The sequence below is a fragment of the Cryptosporangium japonicum genome (assembly GCF_039524755.1).
Lineage (GTDB): Bacteria > Actinomycetota > Actinomycetes > Mycobacteriales > Cryptosporangiaceae > Cryptosporangium > Cryptosporangium japonicum.
In genome coordinates this window covers 62,026-84,662 of sequence record NZ_BAAAGX010000020.1, presented here as the reverse complement: position 1 = coordinate 84,662, position 22,637 = coordinate 62,026, and the positions used below count along the sequence as shown (strand labels likewise).

The 22,637-nt window shown below is 72.3% G+C and carries 20 protein-coding genes and 1 pseudogene; 14 read left to right on the top strand and 7 right to left on the bottom strand.

Annotation, left to right across the window (positions count from 1 at the left end):
- Nucleotides 1-200: 200 nt before the first annotated feature.
- From ABD437_RS25525 to ABD437_RS25510, 4 genes are all read left to right on the top strand, one after another.
- The gene (locus ABD437_RS25525) at nt 201-3,314 is read left to right on the top strand and encodes an efflux RND transporter permease subunit (protein WP_344651457.1); all 3,114 of its coding nucleotides are present in this window, start codon (nt 201-203) and stop codon (nt 3,312-3,314) included.
- Nucleotides 3,315-3,398: 84 nt separating this feature from the next.
- Nucleotides 3,399-5,600, top strand: a complete 2,202-nt coding sequence (locus ABD437_RS25520; RefSeq protein ID WP_344651456.1) for a TRAP transporter permease — start codon at nt 3,399-3,401, stop codon at nt 5,598-5,600.
- Nucleotides 5,597-6,616, top strand: coding sequence for a TAXI family TRAP transporter solute-binding subunit (locus ABD437_RS25515; protein ID WP_425558233.1), 1,020 nt, complete (start codon nt 5,597-5,599; stop codon nt 6,614-6,616). The genes ABD437_RS25520 and ABD437_RS25515 overlap by 4 nt, the downstream gene beginning before the upstream one ends.
- Nucleotides 6,617-6,620: 4 nt before the next feature.
- Nucleotides 6,621-7,022 carry an RpiB/LacA/LacB family sugar-phosphate isomerase gene (locus ABD437_RS25510; RefSeq protein ID WP_344651455.1) on the top strand — a complete coding sequence of 134 codons (402 nt, stop codon included), beginning with the start codon at nt 6,621-6,623 and terminating at the stop codon, nt 7,020-7,022.
- An 18-nt stretch (nt 7,023-7,040) separates the two neighbouring features.
- Here ABD437_RS25510 and ABD437_RS25505 read toward each other — a convergent pair.
- Nucleotides 7,041-7,601 (bottom strand): annotated as a pseudogene (locus ABD437_RS25505) (EamA family transporter); the annotation flags it as partial.
- Nucleotides 7,602-7,905: 304 nt separating this feature from the next.
- On the opposite strand from ABD437_RS25505, the gene ABD437_RS25500 reads away from it, so the two are divergent.
- Together ABD437_RS25500 and ABD437_RS25495 are read left to right on the top strand one after the other, a co-directional pair.
- On the top strand, nt 7,906-8,757 hold the full coding sequence (locus ABD437_RS25500) for a LysR family transcriptional regulator (protein ID WP_344651454.1): 852 nt from the start codon (nt 7,906-7,908) through the stop codon (nt 8,755-8,757).
- Nucleotides 8,758-8,813: 56 nt separating this feature from the next.
- The gene (locus tag ABD437_RS25495; RefSeq protein ID WP_344651453.1) at nt 8,814-9,476 is read left to right on the top strand and encodes an adenylate kinase family protein; all 663 of its coding nucleotides are present in this window, start codon (nt 8,814-8,816) and stop codon (nt 9,474-9,476) included.
- Here the strand turns inward: ABD437_RS25495 and ABD437_RS25490 are convergent.
- The gene (locus ABD437_RS25490; RefSeq protein ID WP_344651452.1) at nt 9,471-10,196 is read right to left on the bottom strand and encodes an SDR family NAD(P)-dependent oxidoreductase; all 726 of its coding nucleotides are present in this window, start codon (nt 10,194-10,196) and stop codon (nt 9,471-9,473) included. The genes ABD437_RS25495 and ABD437_RS25490 overlap by 6 nt on opposite strands.
- Nucleotides 10,193-10,831, bottom strand: a complete 639-nt coding sequence (locus tag ABD437_RS25485) for a TetR/AcrR family transcriptional regulator (RefSeq protein WP_344651451.1) — start codon at nt 10,829-10,831, stop codon at nt 10,193-10,195. Before ABD437_RS25485 ends, ABD437_RS25490 begins: the two co-directional genes overlap by 4 nt.
- 116 nt (nt 10,832-10,947) lie before the next feature.
- Between ABD437_RS25485 and ABD437_RS25480 the strand changes: the two genes are divergently transcribed.
- From ABD437_RS25480 to ABD437_RS25470, 3 genes are read left to right on the top strand one after another with little or no spacing between them, the layout of a single operon-like run.
- Nucleotides 10,948-12,105, top strand: coding sequence for an acyl-CoA dehydrogenase family protein (locus tag ABD437_RS25480; RefSeq protein WP_344651450.1), 1,158 nt, complete (start codon nt 10,948-10,950; stop codon nt 12,103-12,105).
- Between the two features lie 9 nt (nt 12,106-12,114).
- Entirely contained in the window at nt 12,115-12,498 is a 384-nt protein-coding gene (locus tag ABD437_RS25475) for a DUF2203 domain-containing protein (RefSeq protein ID WP_344651449.1), read from the top strand.
- A complete protein-coding gene (locus ABD437_RS25470) occupies nt 12,473-14,227 on the top strand; it encodes an acyl-CoA dehydrogenase (RefSeq protein WP_344651448.1) in 1,755 nt (584 codons plus the stop codon). Before ABD437_RS25475 ends, ABD437_RS25470 begins: the two co-directional genes overlap by 26 nt.
- 36 nt (nt 14,228-14,263) lie before the next feature.
- On the opposite strand, the gene ABD437_RS25465 is transcribed toward ABD437_RS25470, so the two are convergent.
- Entirely contained in the window at nt 14,264-14,926 is a 663-nt protein-coding gene (locus tag ABD437_RS25465; RefSeq protein WP_344651447.1) for a DUF6308 family protein, read from the bottom strand.
- A gap of 80 nt (nt 14,927-15,006) precedes the next feature.
- Between ABD437_RS25465 and ABD437_RS25460 the strand changes: the two genes are divergently transcribed.
- Complete coding sequence (locus tag ABD437_RS25460; protein WP_344651446.1) at nt 15,007-15,984, top strand: glutathione S-transferase family protein; 978 nt, start codon at nt 15,007-15,009, stop codon at nt 15,982-15,984.
- Here ABD437_RS25460 and ABD437_RS25455 read toward each other — a convergent pair.
- Nucleotides 15,981-16,958, bottom strand: a complete 978-nt coding sequence (locus tag ABD437_RS25455; RefSeq protein ID WP_344651445.1) for a lytic polysaccharide monooxygenase auxiliary activity family 9 protein — start codon at nt 16,956-16,958, stop codon at nt 15,981-15,983. The genes ABD437_RS25460 and ABD437_RS25455 overlap by 4 nt on opposite strands.
- Before the next feature lie 277 nt (nt 16,959-17,235).
- Between ABD437_RS25455 and ABD437_RS25450 the strand changes: the two genes are divergently transcribed.
- Nucleotides 17,236-18,282, top strand: coding sequence for a LacI family DNA-binding transcriptional regulator (locus ABD437_RS25450; protein ID WP_344651444.1), 1,047 nt, complete (start codon nt 17,236-17,238; stop codon nt 18,280-18,282).
- A 55-nt stretch (nt 18,283-18,337) separates the two neighbouring features.
- Nucleotides 18,338-18,679, top strand: coding sequence for a DUF3140 domain-containing protein (locus tag ABD437_RS25445; protein ID WP_344651443.1), 342 nt, complete (start codon nt 18,338-18,340; stop codon nt 18,677-18,679).
- Here ABD437_RS25445 and ABD437_RS25440 read toward each other — a convergent pair whose 3' ends face one another.
- Nucleotides 18,680-19,618, bottom strand: a complete 939-nt coding sequence (locus ABD437_RS25440; RefSeq protein WP_344651442.1) for an MBL fold metallo-hydrolase — start codon at nt 19,616-19,618, stop codon at nt 18,680-18,682.
- Nucleotides 19,619-19,786: 168 nt separating this feature from the next.
- On the opposite strand from ABD437_RS25440, the gene ABD437_RS25435 reads away from it, so the two are divergent.
- Both ABD437_RS25435 and ABD437_RS25430 read left to right on the top strand, forming a co-directional pair.
- Entirely contained in the window at nt 19,787-19,924 is a 138-nt protein-coding gene (locus ABD437_RS25435; RefSeq protein WP_344651441.1) for a hypothetical protein, read from the top strand.
- A gap of 100 nt (nt 19,925-20,024) precedes the next feature.
- Nucleotides 20,025-20,159: a hypothetical protein gene (locus tag ABD437_RS25430; RefSeq protein ID WP_344651440.1), complete on the top strand. Its 135-nt coding sequence runs from the start codon at nt 20,025-20,027 to the stop codon at nt 20,157-20,159.
- A 1,629-nt stretch (nt 20,160-21,788) separates the two neighbouring features.
- Here the strand turns inward: ABD437_RS25430 and ABD437_RS25425 are convergent.
- Nucleotides 21,789-22,583, bottom strand: a complete 795-nt coding sequence (locus tag ABD437_RS25425; RefSeq protein WP_344651439.1) for a hypothetical protein — start codon at nt 22,581-22,583, stop codon at nt 21,789-21,791.
- Between the last annotated feature and the right edge of the window lie 54 nt (nt 22,584-22,637).

Here is a 22,637-nt window from a genome sequence, read left to right as displayed (position 1 = left end):
GTGCCGGGGTGGAGTCCGGCGCCCGGCACCGACCCACACCGGTACGCACTCCGACTGAAATTCCGCTGAGGATGGGTGCGCCCACCCCGGTTGGTTGTGGGTGACTACCGTTCGCCAGTTCGCGGCCGTCCATTGTGGGACGGCCGCCGGAGCAAGGCCCGGGTCAACCGGGATCCCGCCGATCGGAGAAAGCAACCGCCATGTCGTTCCTGGCCAGGTTCAGCCTCGCCAACCGGGCATTGATCGCGTTGATCACCATCGCGGTCACCGCGTTCGGCCTGATCGCGATCCCGTCGCTGAAGCAGCAACTCATCCCGTCCCTGGAGATCCCGGCGGCGTTCATCACCGCGCCGTACGCCGGCGCGTCGCCGGACGTCGTCGAGAGCCAGGTGACCGAACCGATCGAAGACGCCGTCCGCGGTGTCGCCGGGGTCACCGGCACCCAGTCGAGCTCGCTGGAGGGCTTCGCCACCGTTCAGGTGGAGCTCGAGTACGGCACCGACATCGGCGCCACCGTGAACAAGCTCCAGCAGGCCATCGACCGGGCGCAGCTGCCCGCCGACGTCGACCCGTCGATCCTCTCCGGCGGCACCGACGATCTGCTGCCCGCGGTCGCGCTGTCCGCGTCCGGCAGCGGTGACCCGTCGGCGTTCGCGCAGAAACTCCAGAAGATCGTCCTGCCCGAGCTCAGCGGCATCGAGGGCGTGCGTGAGGCGACGCTGTCCGGCGCGCCCGACAAGTCCGTGGTCATCCGGCCCGACCTGGCGAAGCTGGCCGCGGCCGGGCTGAGCACGCCGGCGATCAGCACCGCGATCAGCAGCGGCGGCACCGCCGTACCGGCCGGTCAGGTCGCCGACGGCACCCAGGCGCTCACGGTGCAGGTCGGCGGCGGCTACACCTCGGTCGAGGACCTGAAAAACCTCTACCTGACGTCCACCGCCGAGAACGCCACCCCCGTGAAACTCGGCGACGTCGCCGCGATCGAGTCGGTCGAGACCCCGGCCTCCTCGATCACCCGCACCAACGGCAAGGCGAGCCTCGGCATCTCGGTGACGATGACGCCCGACGGCAACGCGGTCGACATCTCCCACGCGATCAGCGACAAGCTCGACGAGTGGACCGAGGCCCTCGGCGACGGCGCCGAGCTCACGGTGGTCTTCGACCAGGCGCCGTTCATCGAGAAGTCGATAAACAGCCTGGCCACCGAGGGCGGTCTCGGCCTGGTGATGGCCGTCGTCGTCATCCTGGTCTTCCTGCTGTCGCTGCGCTCGACGCTCGTCACCGCGGTCTCGATCCCGCTGTCGGTGCTGATCGCGCTGATCGTGATGTGGGCCGACGGGCTCTCGCTCAACGTCCTCACGCTCGGCGCGCTGACGATCGCGATCGGCCGGGTGGTGGACGACTCGATCGTCGTGCTGGAGAACATCAAACGGCACCTCGGCTACGGCGAGGAGAAGCTCACCGCGATCTTCGACGGTGTGCGTGAGGTGGCCGGTGCGGTCACCGCGTCGACGCTCACCACGGTCGCGGTCTTCGCGCCGATCGCCCTGGTCGGCGGCCTGGTCGGCGAGCTGTTCCGTCCGTTCGCGATCACCGTGACGGTCGCGCTGCTGGCCTCGCTCGTCGTCGCGCTCACGATCGTGCCCGTGCTGGCCTACTGGTTCCTGCGCCCGCCGAAGGACGTCGAGGACGCGGAGCGGGTCCGCGCCGAGGCCGAGGAGAAGGAGCGGCGCGGGCTGCTGCAGCGGATCTACGTCCCGGTGATCGGTTTCGCCGTGCGTCGCCGCTGGACCACGATCTCGATCGCGATCGTCATCCTGATCGCGACGCTCGGCATGGTGCCGTTCCTCAAGACGAACTTCCTCGACCAGTCGGGTCAGAACACCCTCAACCTCACCCAGACCCTGCCGGTCGGCTCCAGCCTGGCCACCACCGACGCGGCGGCGAAGAGGGTGGAGGACGTGCTCGCCGACTTCCGGGACCGCGGCGACCTCGAGTCCTACCAGGTCACGATCGGTGGCGGCACGTTCGGGCTCGGCGGGGCCGGCAACTCGGCCACCTACCAGCTCACGGTCAACGAGGACCGGGACACCGCCGCGGTCCAGGACGACCTGGAGAAGAAGCTCGACGGGCTGTCCGACGCCGGCGACATCGAGGTCGGCGCCGCGCAGTCCGGGTTCGGCGGCAGCGAGCAGCAGGTCATCGTGCAGGCGCCGGACGAGGAGACGCTGCGCGCCGCCGCCGGGGCCGTGACGAAGGCGATGGAGTCGGTCGACGGCCTCGACGACGTCAGCAGTGACCTCGCGGAGAGCACCCCGCGGGTCGAAGTGTCGCTCAAGGAGCAGGTGGCCGCGCGGTACGGGCTCACCGAGGGCACGCTGGGGCAGATCGTCGCGGCCGCGTTCCGCGGGGTGCCCGCCGGCCAGGTCGTGATCGACGGCGTCGAACAGCCGATCACGGTTCTCGCCGCGGCGCCCCCGACGACGGTCCAGGCCGTCCAGGCGATCCCGGTCCCCACCGCGGGCGGCGTCGTCCGGCTGAGCCAGGTGGCCGACGTCCGCACCGAGCCCGGGCCGGTCGAGATCACCCGCATCGACGGCGCCCGCAGCGCCACCGTCAGCGCGACGCCGAGCGGGGACAACCTCACCGCGACCACCGCTGACCTGCAGAAGAAGCTGGACGCGCTGGACCTGCCGGCCGGTGCGAGCTACACGCTCGGCGGCGCCTCCGAGGACCAGGCCGAAGCGTTCCAGCAGCTCGGGCTGGCCGTGCTCGCGGCGATCGTGATCGTCTTCATCGTCATGGTGGCGACGTTCCGGAGCCTGATCCAGCCGCTGATCCTGCTGGTGTCGATCCCGTTCGCGGCCACCGGCGCGCTGCTCCTGCTGCTGCTCACCGGCACCGCGCTGGGAGTCCCGGCGCTGATCGGCGTGCTGATGCTGGTCGGCATCGTGGTCACCAACGCGATCGTGCTGATGGACCTGGTCAACCAGTACCGGCGGGACGGGATGCCGGTCGTCCAAGCCGTCGTCGAGGGCGGGCGGCACCGGCTGCGCCCGATCCTGATGACCGCGGCCGCGACGATCTTCGCGCTGATCCCGATGGCGCTGGGGCTGACCGGCGAGGGCGGGTTCATCTCCCAGCCGCTGGCGGTCGTCGTCATCGGTGGTCTGGTGAGCTCGACGCTGCTGACGCTGGTGCTCGTGCCGGCGCTCTACACGCTCGTCGAGGGGCGCAAGGAGCGGAAGGCCGACAAGCGCCGCCGCACGGAGGAAGCCGTCGCGGCGGCGACCCCGGAGCCGGTCAACTCCTGAGTAGACGGTGCAGCCCCCGGGTTTCCGGGGGCTGTCCGATCTCTGGACCAATCAAGACATGTCCGTTCTTGGTAGGGTCCCGGCATGGCCGCCCCCGGGACCGTGGCGCCGGACGTCGTCGTCCGCGACGAGGAACTACCGGCGAGGCAACTCGCGGGACGCGTGGGGCTCGCGGTGGCGATCGCCGCCGCGGCCGTCGTGCTCTTCGCGGTGTACGAAGCGCTCCGCCCGCTGAGCCAGGGCAACCAGTTCTACCTGATCCTCTTCCTGGCCGTCGTCCTGCCGCTCGTCTTCCTCTGTTACCGGTTCCGGCCGTCCAGCGCGGACCGGCCGTCCGTCCTCGACTGGATCCTCGCCGCCACCGCGCTCGCGGTGGCGGCCTACCCGGTCCTCGTCGGCTACAACGCGTTCCTCGACCGGCAGGGTCTGCTCGACCCGCTCGACGTCGCCGCCGGCGGCATCCTCCTGGTGCTCCTGCTCGAAGCGTGCCGCCGCACCACCGGCTGGGTGCTCCCGGTCGTCTGCCTGGTCGCCCTCGCGTACTGCTACTACGGCGGTTACCTGCCGCAGACCTGGTCGGTCGCGCACGCCGGGCTGAACGCCGACCAGATCGTCGACGCGCTCTACAACTCCGGCAGCGGCTTCTACGGCACCCCGCTCGACGTCGCCGCGACCTACATCGTGCTGTTCACGCTCTACGGCGCCGTCCTCAGCTACTCCGGCGCCGGCCAGTTCTTCGTCGACCTGTCGGTGGCGGCGTTCCGCCGGTCGCGCAGCGCCGCCGGGCGCACGGCCGTGGCCGCCGGGTTCCTGCTCGGCACGGTCTCCGGGAGCGGCACCGCCACCGCGGTGAGCGTCGGCGCGGTCACCTGGCCGATCCTGCGCCGGGCCGGCTACCCGGCCGAGAACGCCGGCGGAATGCTCGCGGCGGCCGGTGTCGGCGCGATCCTGTCGCCCCCGACGCTCGGCGCGGCCGCGTTCATCATCGCCGAGTACCTCGACGTCTCCTACCTCGCGGTGCTCGGCTGGGCGACGGTGCCGACCGTCCTCTACTACCTCGGCATCCTGCTCGCGGTGGAGATCGACGCCCGCCGGTTCGGGGTGCGCCCGGTGGAGGTGGCGGCCCGGTCGGCGTGGCGGCTGCTGGCGCGCTTCGGCTACCACTTCGCGTCGCTGTTCGTCATCCTGTTCCTGCTGTTCCTGGGGCGTTCGGTCGCGGAGGCGGTGCTCATCGCGACCGCGCTGGCGTTCGGACTGTCGTTCCTGGACCGGTCGTCGGCGATGACCCCGCGCCGCCTGTTCGCCGCGCTCGCCGACGCCGGGCGCGGTGTGCTCACGGTGGCGGTCGTGTGCGCGGCCGCGGGCATCATCACCGCGACGATGACCAAGACCGGGCTCGCCGCGCAGACCGCGTCGTTGCTCGTCGACGGGGCTCGGGCGATCGTCGACGACCCGGTCGCGACGCTGGCGCTCACCGCGGTGCTCGCGGCCGTCGCGCTCGCGTTGCTGGGGTTGGCGGTGCCGGTCACCGCGTCGTTCATCATCGGGTGGGTCGTGATCGGGCCCGCGCTGCTCGAACTCGGGGTGCCCGCGGCGGCGGCCGCGATGTTCGTCTTCTACTACTCGGTGCTCTCCGAGGTGACGCCGCCGACCGCGTTGGCGGCGGTCGGCACCACCGCGGTGACCGGGGGCGCGGCGATTCCGACGATGTGGCAGGCGTTGAAGTACGCGTTGCCCGCGTTCCTGGTGCCGTTGGCGTTCGTGCTCACCGACACCGGGAACGGGCTGCTCGGCCGGGGCGGTGCGCCGACCGTGCTGCTCGCCACCGTGGTCGCGGCGGTCGGGGTGGCGGCGCTCGCCACGGCCACCGGCGGGTGGGTGCTCGGCGTGGGGCCGGTCGGGCGTCTCGGCCGGGTGCTCGCGGGGGTCGGGGCGCTGCTCCTGCTCTACCTGCGCCCGGTCCCGGTGGCGATCGGCCTGGCCCTGTTCGCCGCCGCGATCACCACCGCCGCCCTCAACCGCCGCCACCACACCACCCCGCCCGAGCCGGCCCCGGCCCCACCGGCCCCGGCCCCACCGGCCCCGGCCCCACCGGCCCCGGCCCCACCGGCCCCGCCCCCACCGGCCCCGCCCGAGCCGGCCCCGGCCCCGCCGGGCCCAGCCGAGCCAGACCCGGGCCCACCCGTGCCGACCCCGGCCCGGCCGAGCCCGGCGACGAACGACCCCGCGCCCCGAAGCGGCCCACCCGACCACCCCAACCACAGCGAACCGGAGGAGGCGCGATGATGCGGCAGCAGTGGGCCCGGATCCTCGGCGGCACCCTGGCCCTCGGCCTGGCCGCCGCCACCCTGACCGGATGCGGCGGCCGCCGCGACGACGCCACCACCGACGACGCCGACGCTCCGGTCACCTGCGAGGTGAAGACCGACACCCGGATCAGCATCGCGACCGGCAACAGCACCGGCGTCTACTTCGCGATCGGCAACGCGTACGCCACCCAGGTCAGCGCCGCGACCGGCGGCAAGGTCAAGGCCACCGCGGCGGAGACCGGCGCGTCGGTGCAGAACATCCAGCAGCTGGTGCGCGGCGACTACCAGGTCGCGTTCTCGCTCGCCGACACCGCGGCCGACGCCGTCGACGGCCAGGGCGCGTTCGACGGCAAGCCGCAGCCGATCCGCGCGCTGGCCCGCATCCACACCAACTACACCCAGGTCATCGCCCGCACCGGCACCGGGATCACGAAGGTCGAGGACCTGAAGGGCAAGCGTGTCTCCACCGGCTCCCCGAAGTCCGGCACCGAGGTGATCGCGAACCGCCTGCTCGAATCCGCCGGCCTCGACCCGGCGAAGGACGTCCGAGCCCAGCGCCTGGACCTGGCGAAGACCGTCGACGGGATGAAGAGCGGTTCGATCGACGCGATGGTGTGGTCCGGTGGCCTGCCGACCCCCGGCATCACCGACCTCTTCACCACCGCGAAGAACCGGGTGACGTTCCTCGACATCACGCCGCTGCTGCCCGCGATGCAGAAGATCAGCGGTGAGTACGAGCAGGCGTCGATCCCGGCCGCCACCTACGGCACGCCGGCCGCGGTGCCGACGATCGCGGTGCCGAACCTGTTGCTGGTGCCGGAGTCGCTCGACGCCGACCTGGCCTGCGTCCTCACGAAGACGCTGTTCGAGAAGCAGCCGGCGCTGGTGGCCGCGAACAAGGCCGCGAAGGACATCTCGCTCGACACCGCGGGCCGGACCGAGCCGGTGAAGCTGCACCGCGGCGCGGAGAAGGCGCTCGCCGACCTACAGTGACCCCATGCGGATCGCGTTCGCGGCGGACGACAGCAACGAGTGCGTCGAGGCGGTGCGGGCCCACCTCGATCAGCACCACGAGGTGGTGACGTACGAGGGCGGCTGGCCGGTGATGTCACGCCGGGTCGCCGAAGCGGTCGTGGCCGGGGACGCGGACTACGGCGTCCTGATGTGCTGGACCGGCACCGGGACGGCGATCGCGGCGAACAAGGTGCCGGGGGCGCGTGCGGCGACCGTCGCCGACGCGTGGACCGCGCGGGGCGCACGGCTCTGGAACGACGCGAACGTCGTCGCGCTGAGCCTCAAGCGCCTCGCGCCCGACGTCGCCGTCGAGTGCGTCACCGCGTTCCTGTCCGAGCCCGTCCCCGACCCCGACGAGGCCGCCAACATCGCGTTGCTCGGCTGAGCCGGTGACACCGACGGCGGCGACCACCACGAGCCCGATCGCCACCCAGTCCAGCGGCGTCATCGCCTGACCCAGCACGATCCACCCGGCCAGCGCCGCCACCGCTGGTCCGAGGCTCATCAGCACCCCGAACACCCGGGGCGACAGGCGGCGCAGCGCCAGCTGGTCCGCGGCGTAGGGCAGCGCGGACGCCAGCACCCCGACCAGGCACCCGAGCGCGAACGCCGCCGGGTGCGTCGCCGCGGGCACCGCCGCGGGGGCGGCCACCACCGCCGCGATCAGCGCCGCGAGCGCCAGGCTCGCGACGCCACCACCGGCGTCCGTGCCGAGCCGCCGGTTCAGGACGATGTACCCGGCCCAGCACACCGCCGCCACCAGGGTCAGCGCGAGCCCGAGCGGGTCGGGGTCGGACAGGCCGCCGCCCAGCAGCGCGACGCCGGCCAGCGCACACGCTCCCCAGCCGACGTCACGCGCGCGCCGGGACAGCGCCAGCGCCAGGCCGAGTGGCCCGAGGAACTCGACAGTGATCACCGCACCCAGCGGGAGGCGCTCGACCGCCAGGTACACGCACGTGTTCATGGTGGCGGTGAGCAGACCGAACACCACCGCCGTCCGCCACCGCGCCCGGCGGAGGCGGCCCGCGATCACCGCCGCCGCGCCGAGCGCCACGGCCGCCCCCACGAGCCGCGCCGACACCGTCCCGAGCGCGCCGAGCACCGGGAACAGCGTCGCCGCCAGCGCCGCACCGAACTGCAGCGAACACACGCCGGCCAGGGCCAGCCCGACGCCCTCGCCGGTCGTCCGTCTCGTCATGACCGGAACGCTGCCAGCGCCGGGCCCGTCCACGGAAATGCCGTTTCAGCACCGGTTATGCTTCCGCGGCATGGATGTCGAGCTGCGTCACCTCCGCGCGCTGGTGGCCATCGTCGACGCGGGGACGGTCACCGCCGCCGCGGCCGCGCTCGGCGTCGCCCAGCCCGCGCTCTCGCGCACCCTGCGTCAGCTGGAGAACCGCGTCGGCACCCGGCTGGTCGACCGGGACACCCGCCACCTCGAGCCGACGCCGCGCGGCCGGGCGCTGTACGACCGGGCGCGCGCGATCCTCACCGCGGTGGAGGACGCGCTGGCCGAGGCCGCCGGCCCGCGCCCGCTGCGCCTCGGGTACTCCTGGGCCGCGCTCGGGAGCCGGACGACGCCGCTGCTGCGTGCCTGGCGGGCCACGCATCCGGACGTGCCGGTCGAGGTGCACCGGGTCGACTCCCGCACGGCCGGTCTCGAACACGGTCTCGTCGACGTCGCGCTCCTGCGCAGCGAACCGGTGGGCTTCCCCGGCCGGCCGCTCTACCGGGAACCCCGGCTGGCCGCGCTCCCCGACATCCACCCGCTGGCCGCCCGGGACGTGCTGACCCTCGACGACCTGGCCGCGGAGACGCTCGCGCTGATCCCGCCGGTCGGTACGACGAGCCTCGATCTGTGGCCGCCGGAGCGGCGCCCGACCCGGATCGTCGAGCTCTCCAATGTCGACGAGTGGCTCAACGCGATCGCGTCCGGGGGAGCGGTCGGGGTCACCGCGGCGGCCACCCGGCACACCCACGCCTATCCGGGTGTCGTCTACCGGCCGCTGGCCGACGTGCCGCCGATCACGGTCTACGTGGCCTGGGCCGACGGCCCGCCCCACCCGGCCCTGCCGGACTTCCTCGACCACCTGCGCGAGGCGAGCCGCCCGCAGCCGTGACCGCGCGGCGGCGTGCGCGCTGGCGGACGGACCCGTCCGGTGAGAAGGTCACGAGCATGCGCAAGTACGTGATCATGGGCGTGCAGGGCAGCGGGAAGGGCACCCAGGCGGCGATGCTCGCCCGTGATTTTGATCTGGTCCAGATCAGCGTCGGGGACATGCTGCGGTGGCACGTGCAGCACCACACCAAGATCGGGGCCCAGGTGCGCCGGATCGTGGCCGCCGGGGAACTGGTCAGCGACGAACTGGTCGGCTCGCTGGTGCGGACCCGGCTGGACCAGCACGACTGGAACTACGGCTTCATCGTCGACGGGTTCCCGCGCAATCGTCCGCAGGCCGAGTTCTTCCTGGAGAGCTACGACATCGACGGCGTGATCCACCTCGAGCTGCCCGACGACGAGGTTCGCCGCCGCGTGCTCAACCGGCGGCTCTGCACGCGCTGCGGCATGGACTACAACCTGATCGCCCATCGGCCGCAGGTGGAGGGGCGCTGCGACGTCTGCGGCGGCGAGCTGATGACCCGCGAGGACGACGCCGAGCACGCGCTCGAGTCGCGGCTGCGTGACTACCACTCGAAGACGAACCCGGTGCTCGAGCTGTTCCGCCGCAAGGAGTTCGTCACCTCGATCGACGCCCGCCCGGACAAGGTGACCGTCCAGCGTCAGATCCGTACCGAACTGGGCCTTCCGATCACCCGCGGCCCCGAGCGCAACTCATGACGCCTCGGGATCGTGCCCCAGTGCGGTGCGTCCGCCGTCGACCGGCAGGACGACGCCGCTGACGAAGCTCGCGTCCGGCCCGAGCAGGAACGCGACCGCCGCGGCCACCTCGGCGGCCGCCGCGACCCGTCCCAGCGGGTGCAGCCGCGCCATCTCCGCCTCGATCGCGGGGTGCGACGCCACGTACTCCCGGTACCGCGCGGTGTCCACCGAGCCGGGCGCCACCACGTTCGCCCGGATCCCGGCGGGCCCGTACTCCACCGCGAGCGCGCGCGTGAGTCCTTCGATCGCCGACTTCGCGGTCACGTACGGAAGCGACCCGGGCACCGCCAGCCGCGCCTGCCACGACGACACGTTCACGACCGCGCCGCCCGTCCGGAACCGGCGCACCGCCACCGCCGAACCCACCACGACCAGATCGACGTTGCGCCGGATCGCGTCCGAGACGTCGGCCGCCGGCGCGGAGTGCACGGACAGGTCCTGGAAGATCGCCGCGTTGTTCACCCATCCGGTCAGCGGGCCGAGCGTCTCGGCCGCATCGGCCGCCCGCTCCATCGCCGCCTCGTCGGACGCGTCCGCGACGAACCGGGACCGCTCCGGTGCCCAGGCCAGCGCCGCGGCGTCGCGGTCGACCGCGATCACCGCCTCGCCGTCGGCGAGGAGACGTTCCACGATCGCGCGGCCGATTCCCTGCCCGGCTCCGGTGACGACGATGCTCATGTGCGGCGACGGTACCGGCGCGGCCGGTACTCCACCACGGTGAGCGCGAGCCCGGCGTAGCGGTCGATCAGGACCTCCACCGGCGTGGTGCCGCCGGGCTGGTACCACTGCGCGATCGCGTTGCACCCGGCGATGATCATGCGCCGCGCGTCGTCGGGCTCCGGCGTCAGAAAGACTTTCTGTTCGACGCCCGCCGCGATGACCTGCCGGAACCGGTCGGTGGCCACGGCCTGACGGGCCCGGAGCGCCGTGTGCTGCTCGGGGTTGAGGCTGCGCCACTCGGTGAGCTCCAGCTGGCTGCTGCCCCGGGGCCCGGTGCGGAACCGGATCAGCGCCTCGACCAGCGCCTCGAGCCGCTCGGCGGGGTCGTCGCCGACCTCGGCGAGCACCTCGGCGCAGGTCTCCTCGTAGACGTCCATGCCCTCGTCGAGCAGGGCGTAGAGCATCTCCTGCTTGCCGCCGTAGTAGTGGTACAGCGCGGACAGGCTCACCGCCGCGCGGTGCGCGATGTCCCGGATCGAGGCGCCCCCGTAGCCACGTTCGGCGAACTCCAGCCGGGCGGCGGCCAGCAGCGCCTTCTGGCCGGGCGGACGGAGTGGGGCAGTGGTCAGGGTTACCTCCGGGTGCGGGATCATGAGCTTAACGCTTGTTCGAGATCCCGGCGGATTTCGCGCGGGGCCTTGAGTAGACTGCGGCTTATACCCGGAAGTAACTTAACGAACGTCCAGCGGCACCGGAGAGGACGACGCGCGTGCGCCGAACCGTATTCAACGAGGACCACGAGGCGTACCGCGCCACGATTCGCGACTTCATCGCCGACGAGGTCGTCCCGGTCTATTCGCAGTGGGAGGAGCAGGGGCACGTCCCGCGCGACTTCTACCTGAAGCTCGGCGAGATGGGCGTCTTCGGCATCGAGGTGCCGGAGGAGTACGGCGGCGCGGGCGAGTCGAGCTTCAAGTTCTCCGCGGTCACCACCGAGGAGCTGGCCCGGGCCGGCGTCAGCTTCGGCGGCTCCAGCGTCCACACCGCGCTCTGCCTGCCGTACCTCCTCGCGTACGGCAACGACGAGCAGAAGAAGCGCTGGCTGCCCGGGTTCGTCAGCGGCGAGATCATGACCGCGATCGCGATGACCGAGCCCGGCACCGGCTCCGACCTGGCCGGCATGAAGACCACCGCGAAGCTCTCGCCCGACGGCACGCACTACGTGCTCAACGGCGCGAAGACGTTCATCACCGGCGGTGTGCTCGCCGACCGCGTGCTCGTGGTCTGCCGCACCGCGCCGGCGACGAAGGAGGACCGCCGCGGCGGCCTGAGCATCCTCGTCGTCGACACGAAGTCCGAGGGCTACCAGGTCGGACGCAAGCTCGAGAAGATCGGGCTCCGAACCTCGGATACGGCGGAGCTTTCGTTCGTCGACGTCAAGGTGCCGGTCGAGGACCTGCTCGGCGAGGAGGGCAAGGCGTTCTCGTACCTGGCCCACAACCTGCCGCAGGAGCGGCTCGGCATCGCCGTCGGCGCCTACGCGCAGGCTGCCGCGGCCGTGCAGCTCGCGCTGGACTACGTCAAGGAGCGCACGGTGTTCGGGCAGCCGGTCGCCGGCTTCCAGAACACGAAGTTCGTGCTCGCCGACTGCCAGACCGAGGTGGAGGCCGCGCAGGCCGTCGTCGACCGGGCGCTGGACGCCCACGACGCCGGTGAGCTGTCCGCGTCCGACGCCGCCAAGGCGAAGCTGTTCTGCACCGACATCGCGTCCCGGGTCATCGACAAGTGCCTGCAGCTGCACGGCGGCTACGGCTACATGCTCGAGTACCCGATCGCGCGCCTCTACGCCGACAACCGGGTGAACCGCATCTACGGCGGCACCAGCGAGGTCATGCGCACGATCATCGCCAAGTCGCTGGGTCTGTAAATTGCCCGCATGGGTCTGTTCACGGTGGAAGAAGCTCGTGGGGAGCTGACCGAGCTCCTGCCGGTGCTCGACGAGATCGTCGCGCTCCGCGCCGATGCCGCCGAGCTCGCCGCCGCGGTGCAGCTCAACGGCCCGCCGACCGACCTGGGTGGCCTTCCGGAGTTGAAGGCCGCCCAGGCCCGGCTGGACGAGTTGATGACCACCGTGCAGGAGACCGGCGCCGAGCTGAAGAGCCTGGCGCCGCTGCTGATCGACTTCCCCTCCGACCTCGACGGCGTCCCGGTGCTCCTCTGCTGGCTGGAGGGCGACCGGGAGCTGTCCTGGTACCACCGCACGGACCTCGGCTTCGCTGGAAGGCGGCCCCTCGATGTCACTGCTGCTGAGCCGTCGTGACCTGGACTTCCTGCTCTACGAGTGGCTCGACGTCGAGGCGCTGACCAAGCGTCCGTACTTCGCCGACCACTCCCGGGAGACGTTCGACGGTGCGCTGGAGCTCGCCGAGGAGGTCGCCACCGAGCACTTCGCGACGCACAACAAGCGGGCCGACGCGTCCGAGCCGACGTTCGACGGCGCCCGCGTCACGATGATCCCCGAGGTCAAGCGCGCGCTCGACGTCCTCGCCGGCACCGGTCTGCTCGGCGCCGCGATGCCGGCCGAGGTGGGCGGCGGCCAGCTGCCCGGCGTCGTCGCGCGGGCGTGTTTCTCCTGGTTCCAGGCCGCGAACGTGGGCACGGCCGCCTACCCGTTCCTGACGCTGGGCAACGCGAACCTGCTGCTCGCGCACGCGTCGCCGGAGCTGGTCGAGCGGTACGTGCCGGCGATGCTCGACGGCCGCTTCCACGGCACGATGTGTCTGTCCGAGCCGCAGGCGGGCTCGTCGCTCTCCGACATCGTGACCCGCGCGGAGCCCCACGCCGACGGCACGTACCGCGTGTTCGGCAACAAGATGTGGATCTCCGCCGGCGAGCACGAGCTGGGCGAGAACATCGTCCACCTGGTGCTGGCGAAGATCCCCGGCGGTCCGCCCGGCGTCAAGGGCATCTCGCTGTTCGTCGTGCCGAAGTTCCTCCCGGACGGCGCGCGCAACGACGTCGTCCTCGCGGGTCTGAACCACAAGATGGGTTACCGCGGCACCACGAACACGATGCTGAACTTCGGCGAAGCCGGCGACGGCGCGGTGGGGTTCCTGGTGGGGGAGCCGCACCACGGCCTCTCGTACATGTTCCACATGATGAACGAGGCGCGGGTCGGCGTCGGTGGTGGCGCGACGGCGCTCGGGTACACCGGCTACCTCAAGTCGCTCGAGTACGCGCGCAACCGGCCCCAGGGGCGGCTGGCGAAGGACCCGACCACACCCCAGGTGCCGATCATCGAGCACGCCGACGTACGCCGGATGCTGCTCGCGCAGAAGTCGTACGTCGAGGGCGCGCTGGCGCTCAACCTCTACTGCGCCAAGCTTCTCGACGACGAGCGCACGGCCGAGTCCGCGGACGAGCGGGAGCGCGCGCACCTCCTGCTCGACGTGCTGACGCCGATCGCGAAGAGCTGGCCGTCGCAGTGGTGCCTCGAAGCCAACAACCTGGCGATCCAGGTGCACGGTGGGTACGGCTACACGCGTGAGTACGACGTCGAGCAGCACTACCGGGACAACCGGCTGAACCCGATCCACGAGGGCACGCACGGCATCCAGGGGCTGGACCTGCTCGGCCGGAAGGTCGTGATGCAGGGCGGCGCCGGGCTCGCGCTGCTCGGCTCGGTGCTGGGTTCGACGGTGGAGCGTGCGGCGGCCCGTGGTGGTGAGGCCGCGGACCTCGGGGCCGCGCTCGGTGCCGCGGTGACGCGGGTGGGCGAGGTGACGGCGACGCTCTGGGGCAGCGGTGACCCCGCGGTCGCGCTCGCCAACGCGTCGATCTACCTGGAAGCGGTCGGGCACGTGGTGGTGGCCTGGCTCTGGCTCGAGCAGTTCCTCGCCGCCGCCGACGGTGCGGACCCGTTCTACGAGGGCAAACGCCAGGCCGCGCGCTATTTCTACCGCTACGAGCTCCCGAAGACCGCCCCCCAGTTCGACCTCCTGGCCTCCCTGGACCGCACCACGCTGGACGTCGCCCCGGAGTGGTTTTGAGAGCGCGCTAGCGCTCGTTGTCTGAACCTGGAGCCCTCAGGAGGCCGCCTCCACGGTGTCTTCGTAGCCGTGTGTCCAGATGGCGGCGTCGAGGACGCGGAGCAGGCTGATGTCGGCCACGCCGGGGATCTCGTCGCGCATCGAGGCCAGTGACTTGGCGCGCTCCGGGTCGCTGTGGAACCAGCTGTGCAGGCAGTGGGTGATGTTCTGCGGTTTGCCCAGCACGCGTCCGACGACGATGTCGTAGACCGGCAGCAGGTGCGGCCGTTTGCGCGCCAGCAGCTTCGTCGCGGTCATCCGCCCGAGGTGCGGGAAGTCGTCGCTGAGGAGCATGCTCGCCAGCGTCCCGGCCGACGAGGACGCGTTGATCTCCGACAGCGGCGCCTCGTAGAGCGGCATGTGCGGGATCCGGCGCAGCAGCGCGGACAGCCGGCCGGCGTGGGTCTCGAGCAGCGCGATCGCCGACACGGGCTTGATGTCGGTGCCGAGGCAGCGCACCGCGGTCAGGTCCGACGCGGTGAACTGGTGCTGGACCTCGGGGCGGTCGCCGCCGCCGTCGAGTCGCTCGAACCGGCCACCGGGGTACAGGTCGGTGTTGAAGTAGCGGCCCACGTTGATCACAGCGGCCTGCCGGAGGTCGCCGTAGACGAACCGGTCCAGGGTGTGGTGCGCGAACTGGTAGTCGGGCGTCTCGGTCACGCTGTCACCTGCGCTTTCGCGTACTGGACCCACGGGGCGGGCATAGCCTCGTCGGACCTATCGACGAGAACGGAGCCGCCATGAGCAAAGACTTCGAACGCGCGCCGAACCATTTCACCGACCGGATCGGGGCTTCGGACTGGCCGGTGGAGGCGGGGCGGTACCGGTTGGTGGTCAGCCGGGCGTGTCCGTGGGCGTCGCGTGCGGTGATCGTGCGCCGGGTGCTGGGGCTGGAGTCCGCGTTGTCGATGGCGGTCGCGGACCCGATCCAGGATTCTCGGAGCTGGCGTTTCACGCTCGATCCCGGTGGACGGGACCCGGTGCTGGGGATCGAGTACCTCGGGGAGGCCTACCGGGCGCGGGAGCCGTCGTACGACGGGGGGATCAGCGTGCCGGCGATCGTCGACGTCCCGTCCGGGAAGCTGGTGACCAACGACTATCCGGAGATCACGCTGAACCTGGAGATCGAGTGGGCGCCGCTGCACCGGGACGGCGCGCCGGACCTGTACCCGGAGCCGCTGCGTGACGAGATCGACGCGGTCAACGAGGACGTGTTCCGCGATGTGAACAACGGGGTGTACGCGGCCGGGTTCGCGACCAGGCAGCGGGCCTACGAGCGGGTGGCGACCCGTCTGTTCGAACGGCTCGACGCGCTCGAGGACCGGTTGAGCACTCGTCGGTACCTGGTCGGGGACACGATCACCGAGGCGGACGTGCGCCTGTTCGTGACGCTCGTCCGGTTCGACGCGGTCTATCACGGCCATTTCAAGTGCAACCGGCGCAAGATCACCGAGTACCCGGCGCTGTGGGCGTACAGCCGTGACCTGTTCCAGACGCCCGGCTTCGGCGACACGGTGAACTTCGACCACATCACGCGCCACTACTACGAGGTGCACCGGAACATCAATCCGACCGGGATCGTGCCGATCGGCCCGGAGCTGCGGCTCTGGGCGACCCCGCACGGCCGGGAGGCGCTGGGCGGTCGTCCGTTCGGCGACGGAACCCCGCCCGGGCCGGTCGTGGCGGGCGAGGAGGTACCCGACCTGCCCCCGGCCTAGCCCCGGCGGTGGCGGGGGCGCGGCCGGAAGCGGAGCGCGACCAGGCCGATGGTTCCGATCACCGCGAGCATCGCGCCGATTCCCGCGATCAGCGGCCAGCGGCTGCCGTTCATCACGCCGACGGGTTCCTGCGCCGCGACCGGGGACGTGTCGATCTCGTCGACGGCGGTGTGCTCGTCGCCGTGGTCCCGGGCGGCGTGGTCCTCGGCGGCGTGCGACGCGGTGTCGGCCGAGCCGCCGGCGGAGGGTGCGCTCGGTGCTCCGGCGGCGCGCCCGGCGTCGACCACCGGGGAGGCCGGCGCTTCCGGGCGGGCCTCGTCGGTCTTCGACGTGCCGATCGACGCGGCGAAGTCGACGTCCGAGCAGGAGTAGTAGGTGTCGGCCGTGCTGGAGTTCTGCCAGATCGTGTAGATCAGGTGGTGGCCGGCGTGCCCGACCGGCAGGCGACCGGGCAGGACGTAGGCGCTGCCGTCGCGTCGCGGGTCGGTGATCGAGAGGAACGGGGCGCTCTCCAGGTCCGCCCACCGCAGCGCCCGGCCCGGCTGGTAGCCCGGCTTGGTGACGTACATCCGGAACGTGCCCTCGTGCGGGATCGTCGTGCGGTACCGGAACGTGAACTTCGCGCCGGGCGTCACCTTCGTCGTCGGCCAGTCGCTGCGGGGCAGGTCGAGCCCCGCGTACCGGGCGAGCCCGCCGCTGCAGAGCTTGCCGTCGGGGATCACCGCGCGGTCGCGCCCGTTGACGTCGGCCACCCGCAGGTTGTCCCACTGCGCGGCCGCCCCGGGTTCGCTCGCCGCGATCGCGGCCCGGCAGGCCGCGGATCGAGCGGTCGGCCCGCCCTCGGTGCCGCACGCCGCCGTCCGCGAGACGGGCGCGGTGAGCGCGCCGTGCGCGGTGGCCGTCCCGGCCGGCAGGCCGAGCGCGACCAGGACCCCGAGGAGCGCACCGAAGGACGCTATCCGGAGTGTTTTCACCGGTGGATCCTCCTCGAACAGGGCAGCCACCCCCGGAACTGCCGCGGCCGCCTACCCTGGGTACGCACCGCGCCTACCACGGGTTCAAACGCATCCAGGTTTCCGGACGGTTTCGGTGGTATCGGCTGCGCTCGCACGGTTGCGCGATACTGTGTCGGGCGACATGAGAAAGCGCTCTCTAGGGCCTCCCTCCACCCTCGGGTGGCTTCCGGTCCCGTGACTGTCGCGATGAGACGATAAGCGCGCGCGGTGGGCGCTGATACCAGGGGTGACACAGGTGGCGAACGGGGCCCGTTCGGGCTGGGGACCGCGTCCGACGCTCGACGCGGTGGCCGAACTCGCGGGTGTGTCCCGGGCGACGGTGTCACGGGTGGTGAACGAGTCGTCCAAGGTCGGACCGGAGGTGCGGGCGCGGGTCGAGGACGCGATCCGGACGCTCGGCTACGTCCCGAACCCGGTCGCGCGCAGCCTGGTGACCCGGCGCACCGACGCGGTCGGCCTCGTCGTCGGTGAGCCGTCGAACATGGTGATGACCGACCCCTACCTGTCCCGGCTGATCCTCGCGACCAGCCGGGAGCTCGGTGACGCCGGGCGTCAGCCGGTGCTGCTGCTGACCGGCGGCGAGAACGACCACGCCCGGATCGCCGCGTACCTGGCCGGCGGCCACGTCGACGGCGCGATCGTGCTGTCGGTGCACCGCACCGACCCGCTGCTGCCGGCCCTGCGCAGCCTGCCGATCCCGGTGATGTTCGGCGGACGCCCCTGGGGTGACGACGTCGTCGCCGCCGGCTCGATCGACGTCGACCAGCGCGAGGGGGCCCGGCTCGCGGTCGAGCACCTCGTCGGCCTCGGACGCCGCCGGATCGCGACGATCACCGGCTCGCTCGACCAGCGGGCCGCCGTGGAACGCCTGGACGGATATCAGGCGGTGCTGGCGGCGCACCGCGACACGCTCGGCGACCCCGACCCGGCGCTGATCGCGCACGGTGACTTCACCCGGGCCGGCGGCGAGCGGGCGATGCGCGAGCTGCTCACCCGGGTGCCGTCCCTGGACGCCGTGTTCGCCGCCAGTGACCTGACCGCGGCCGGCGCCATCGGCGTGCTCCGGCGCGCCGGCCTGCGGGTGCCGGAGGACGTGGCGGTGATCGGGTTCGACGACCTGGAGGAGATCGCGGCCTGGACCGAACCGCCGCTGACCACCGTGCACCAGCCGGTGAGCGCGTTCGGGCGTCGGTTGGTCGCGGCGCTGCTCGAGATGCTGTCCGGCGGCGAACCGGTGCGCGAGATGCTGCCGGTGCGGCTGGTCACCCGCGCGTCGGCGTAAATCGGTCACCGTGGGGTAGCCGAGGATGTTTCGTACTACATCCTCGGAGGACTCGATGGCGGCGAAGACCGACGACGAGCAGGACACCTGGCGCGAGTTCAAGGACGCCGTGAACATGGCGCCGGCCCGGCTCGAGAAGTGGCTGGAGAGCGACGAGTCGAAGTCGGTCGGCGCGTCGAAGGGCACGTCCGGCGGCGAGTCGGTGGGGCACGACTCGGGCCGGAAGATCGTGTCGATCCTGCGCGCGAAGAAGGCCGACCTGACCGAGGCCGACTACGCCCACATGCGCAAGGTCGTCGGCTACGTGCACCGCCACCTGGCGCAACGCCCCTCCGGCGACGTGCGCGAGACCCCGTGGCGCTACTCGCTCATGAACTGGGGCCACGACCCCGCGTGATCACGCGTAACAGGTCAGCGGTTCACCGCCGTTGTAGGTGACCATGTCGGTCAGGACCTGGACGACGTCCAGGGGAGCGCCGAGCGGGGCGCCGTCCAGCTCGGCGTAGGCACGGTGCAGGTTGCCGACGATCCGCTCGCGGTCGGTCCACTCGGCGAACCGGCCCAGGTCGGTCTCGCGCCCGGCGTCCAGCGGGGACAGCCCGGCGTCCTTCGCCGCGCGGGCCGTGTCCTGGACGAAACGCAGGTACTCCAGCACGTCGGTGAGCACCTCGGGCCCGCACACCGGCCCGTGCCCCGGCACGATCGTGGCGGCGTTCAGCGGCGCGATCACGTCGGTGAGCACCTGGATCGACCCGGCGACCGACCCCGACATCAGGAACGGCGTGCCGCCGGCGAACACCAGGTCACCGGCGTAGAGCACGGACCGTTCCGGCACCCAGACGATCGAGTCGTTGGTGGTGTGCGCGGGCAGGCCGACGTGCGTCACCTCGCAGCGCAGATCGTCCACCCAGAGCGTGACCCCGTCGCGGTAGGTGAGGAACGGCGGCGCGGGCGGGAGCGACCCCGGGTCGAACGGTTGCCAGACCCCGTCCAGCGGCGGGAACCCCCGCTTCACGTCCTCCCGGGTGGTCTCGTGCGCGACGATCGCCGCCTCCGCGAAGAGCGCGTTCCCGGTGGTGTGGTCGGGGTGGCTGTGGGTGTTGACCAGCACACGCATCGGCTGCCCGGTGACCGCGCCGACCGCGTCCCGGAACGCGCGGGTGCGCCGCTCGGTGGAACAGGCGTCCACCACGGTGACGCCGTCCCGGCCGACGAGAAAGCCGGTGTTGTTGATGAACCAGCTGCCATCGGGCTGGATGTAGGCGAAGAGCCCGCCGCCCAGGTCCTCGACGCGGGCGTCGTCGATGCCGACGTGATCGTGCGGCGAGGTGCTCACCGTGCGCTCCTTCGGGCCGGGTGTCCGCTTGGCTGGTCACCCTACTGCGGCTCGGCCGTCGCGGCTCCGGCTCGTTGGTGGCCATCCTCTGCGGACAGGAGTGACACGGGCTTCGGCCGATCCCCACCGGCCGAACCTGGCCGGCCCGGCGCGGAGGCCGCCGCGGCGGTGACCTACGTCGAGGGTCTGTTCACCGAATGGGACGAGGACGTCGACGAGATGGAAGCGAGGTTCTACGACCGGATCGAGTGGAGCGACGCCGGCGAGAACTGCAGGGAGTTCTTCTGCCCGAGCTGTGGTCGCTGAGTTCTTCGAGGGGGTGGCGTACGAGTCGGCCGAGGTGACGGTGCCGTGCTGTGGGAGCACCGTCGCCTTGAACTCGCTCCGGTACCCCGATCCTCGGTTCTTGACGGGATTCGCGACGTTCGACGTGGACGTGACGAACCCGCACCGGTCGAAGGACGAGCTCGACGCCGATGAGCTCGCCGCCCTCGGAGCGATCCTCGGCCACCCGGTACTCCAGATACTCGGCCACTGGTAGTTCAGGGTTCTCGGCCGGGCAACGCCGCACGGCCTGGTGGCGGCTTCGCCATGGTGCGGGGTTGGTGTGGTGCGGGGTTGGTGTGGTGCGGGGTTGGTGTGGTGCGGGGTTGGTGTGGTGCGGGGTTGGTGCGGCATGGGGCGGTGCGGCATGGGGCGGTGCGGCATGGGGCGGTGCGGCATGGGGCGGTGCGGCATGGGGCGGTGCGGCATAGGGCTTGCCGCGGCGCAGGGCGGTTCGGTGCGGCGGGGTCTGGCGGGGTGTGGGTCTACGCGGTGTGGGTCTATGCGGTGGCTTCTACGCGCGGTGGGGATTTACGTGCGGAGCTTGTTGTGGTGCGTAGCGGGGGGCAGCGCTGCGCGGCTGTAGGGCTGGTGCGCGGAGGGTCGTGTGGTGCTGTGGAGGGTCGTGTGGTGCGTGGAGGGTCGTGTGGTGCGGCGGAGGCTCGTGCCGAGCAGTGGGGTGGGGATGCGTGCGTGGGGCGAGAGCAGGGCGTGGTGGCGCATGCCGGGGAGGTGGCCGGCCAGGTGTGCTCGGGCCGCTGACAGGGATGGTCAGCGTGAGCGGCGGACCGTGATCGCTCTGTCGGGGCCGGAGAGGCGGTCGGCCAGGAGCCGGGCGTGGGGCCGTGCGCCCGGGCTGTGGGCTGTGGGCTGCGGCTGCGGATTGCGGGCTGCGGATTGCGGGCTTGCTGGGCACGGTCGCGGCTGCCAGAGATGTGGGTGGCCCACTGGCCGACGCCGCAGGTGCGCCACGGGGCATCGTCGCGTCCGCCTGGATGGGTGGCCCGCTCGCCGGCGCTGCCTGTGGTGCGCACGGGGCGTGGTGCATGGAGGCAGCTGTGCCCGCTTGTCAGCATGATCGCGCCGCCCGCGGAGTAGGCGGATGGCGATGCGTTGATTGCCCCACGGCCCGGGCGGAGGCGCCGCAGCGAGACTGCGCGACTGGCTGAGAGCAGGGCAGCGCGCCAGCTGTACCGCCCGGTTGCGCCGACCGGGGATGCGGGCGGTGCCAGCTGCGGGGCTTGGTTGCGCCAGCTGGGGATGCGGGCCGCGCCGGTGGCGGTGCCCAGTGGCGCCCATCGCGGATGGCGGCGAGACCTTGGTGGCGGCGGGGCCTTAGCGGGGACACGATCCTGGTGACAACCTCCCGGCCTCCCCGGCTCCCGCCTCCCCGGCTCCCGGCTCCCGGCTCCCCGGCTCCCGGCTCCCGGCTCCCGGCTCCCCGGCTCCCCGGCTCCCGGCTCCCGGCTCCCCGGCTCCCCGGCCTTCCCGGCTCCCCGGCTCCCCGGCTCCCGGCTCCCGGCCTTTGCGGCCTTCCCGGCTCCCGGCCTCCCCGGCTCCCGACCTTCCCGGCTCCGAGCCTCCCCGGCTCCCCGGCTCCCCGGCTCCCCGACCTTCCCGGCCTTCCCGGCCTTCCCGGCCTTCCCGGCTCCCGGCCTTTGCGGCCTTCCCGGCTCCCGGCCTCCGCCGCCTCCGCGGGCTCCGGCCTCTGCGGCCCCCGGCCCCGGCCTTCGCGGCCCCGGCCCTCGCGGCCCCCCGGCCCCGGCCCCCGGTCCCGGCCCCCGCGGGGGCGGCGTGGTGGTGGCCGCTTGGTGCGCCGCCCGCTGGGGCGGGCGGCGCGGTGGAACTAGGCGGCTCGGTGGGCGGGGATCTCCCCGGAGGTGTCGGGGTGGCCCAGGCCGTAGGCGGCGGTGTCGAGGCCGCGGCCTACGAGGCGCCAGCGGGCGGCGGGGAGGGAGAGGCGGCGGGCGGTGGCGGTGAAGCGGTGGGTGTTGGTGAGGCGTTCCAGCGTCATCGCGGCCGAGCCTCGGCTGGAGTGGACGCTGACGTGGTCGGAGACGGTGCCGTACTGGTCGACCAGGCCGTCGATGGTGAGCACCCAGACCGCCGAGCGGTACTCGTCGCGGGCGACCAGGTAGCGGGCCTCGAGATCACCGCCGGGGGTGCAGCCGAGCCGGTTGACGGTGTCGAGCACGCTGTGGGAGAGGTGGAGCTGTACCAGGCGGCGGTGCGTGTGGAGTTCGGTGGCGCCGACGGTGGCGGCCAGCTCGCCGAGTGGTGTGCTGCGGCGCCAGCCGTCGACCAGGACGTCGTCGGCGGACGGGGTCCAGTACGTGCCGTTGCTGTGGGCGCGGCGGGAGGCTCGCCAGTCGTAGCCGGTGGAGCTGGTGAGCTGCTCGCGGAGCCAGTTCTCGGCGGCGGCGCCGCGCAGGCCCAGGGCGGGCGGCGTGAGGAGCCGGAGCGCGCCGCGGACGGCGCCGGGGGTGCGCTGCAGCTCCTCGGCGATCTGCTCGACGCTGATGTCGGCGGCGAGTGCGGCGACCACGCTGGAGTACTCGTCGTCGGTCCAGGGTTCGCCGGATCGGCGGGCGAGCAGGCGCGCGGGGTTGGCTTGCTCGTTGACGGTGATCTGGGGGGTCATGAGCCGTCCCTCCGTCGTGGTGACAGTGGCTACCGACCGGCGGCCACTGTCACC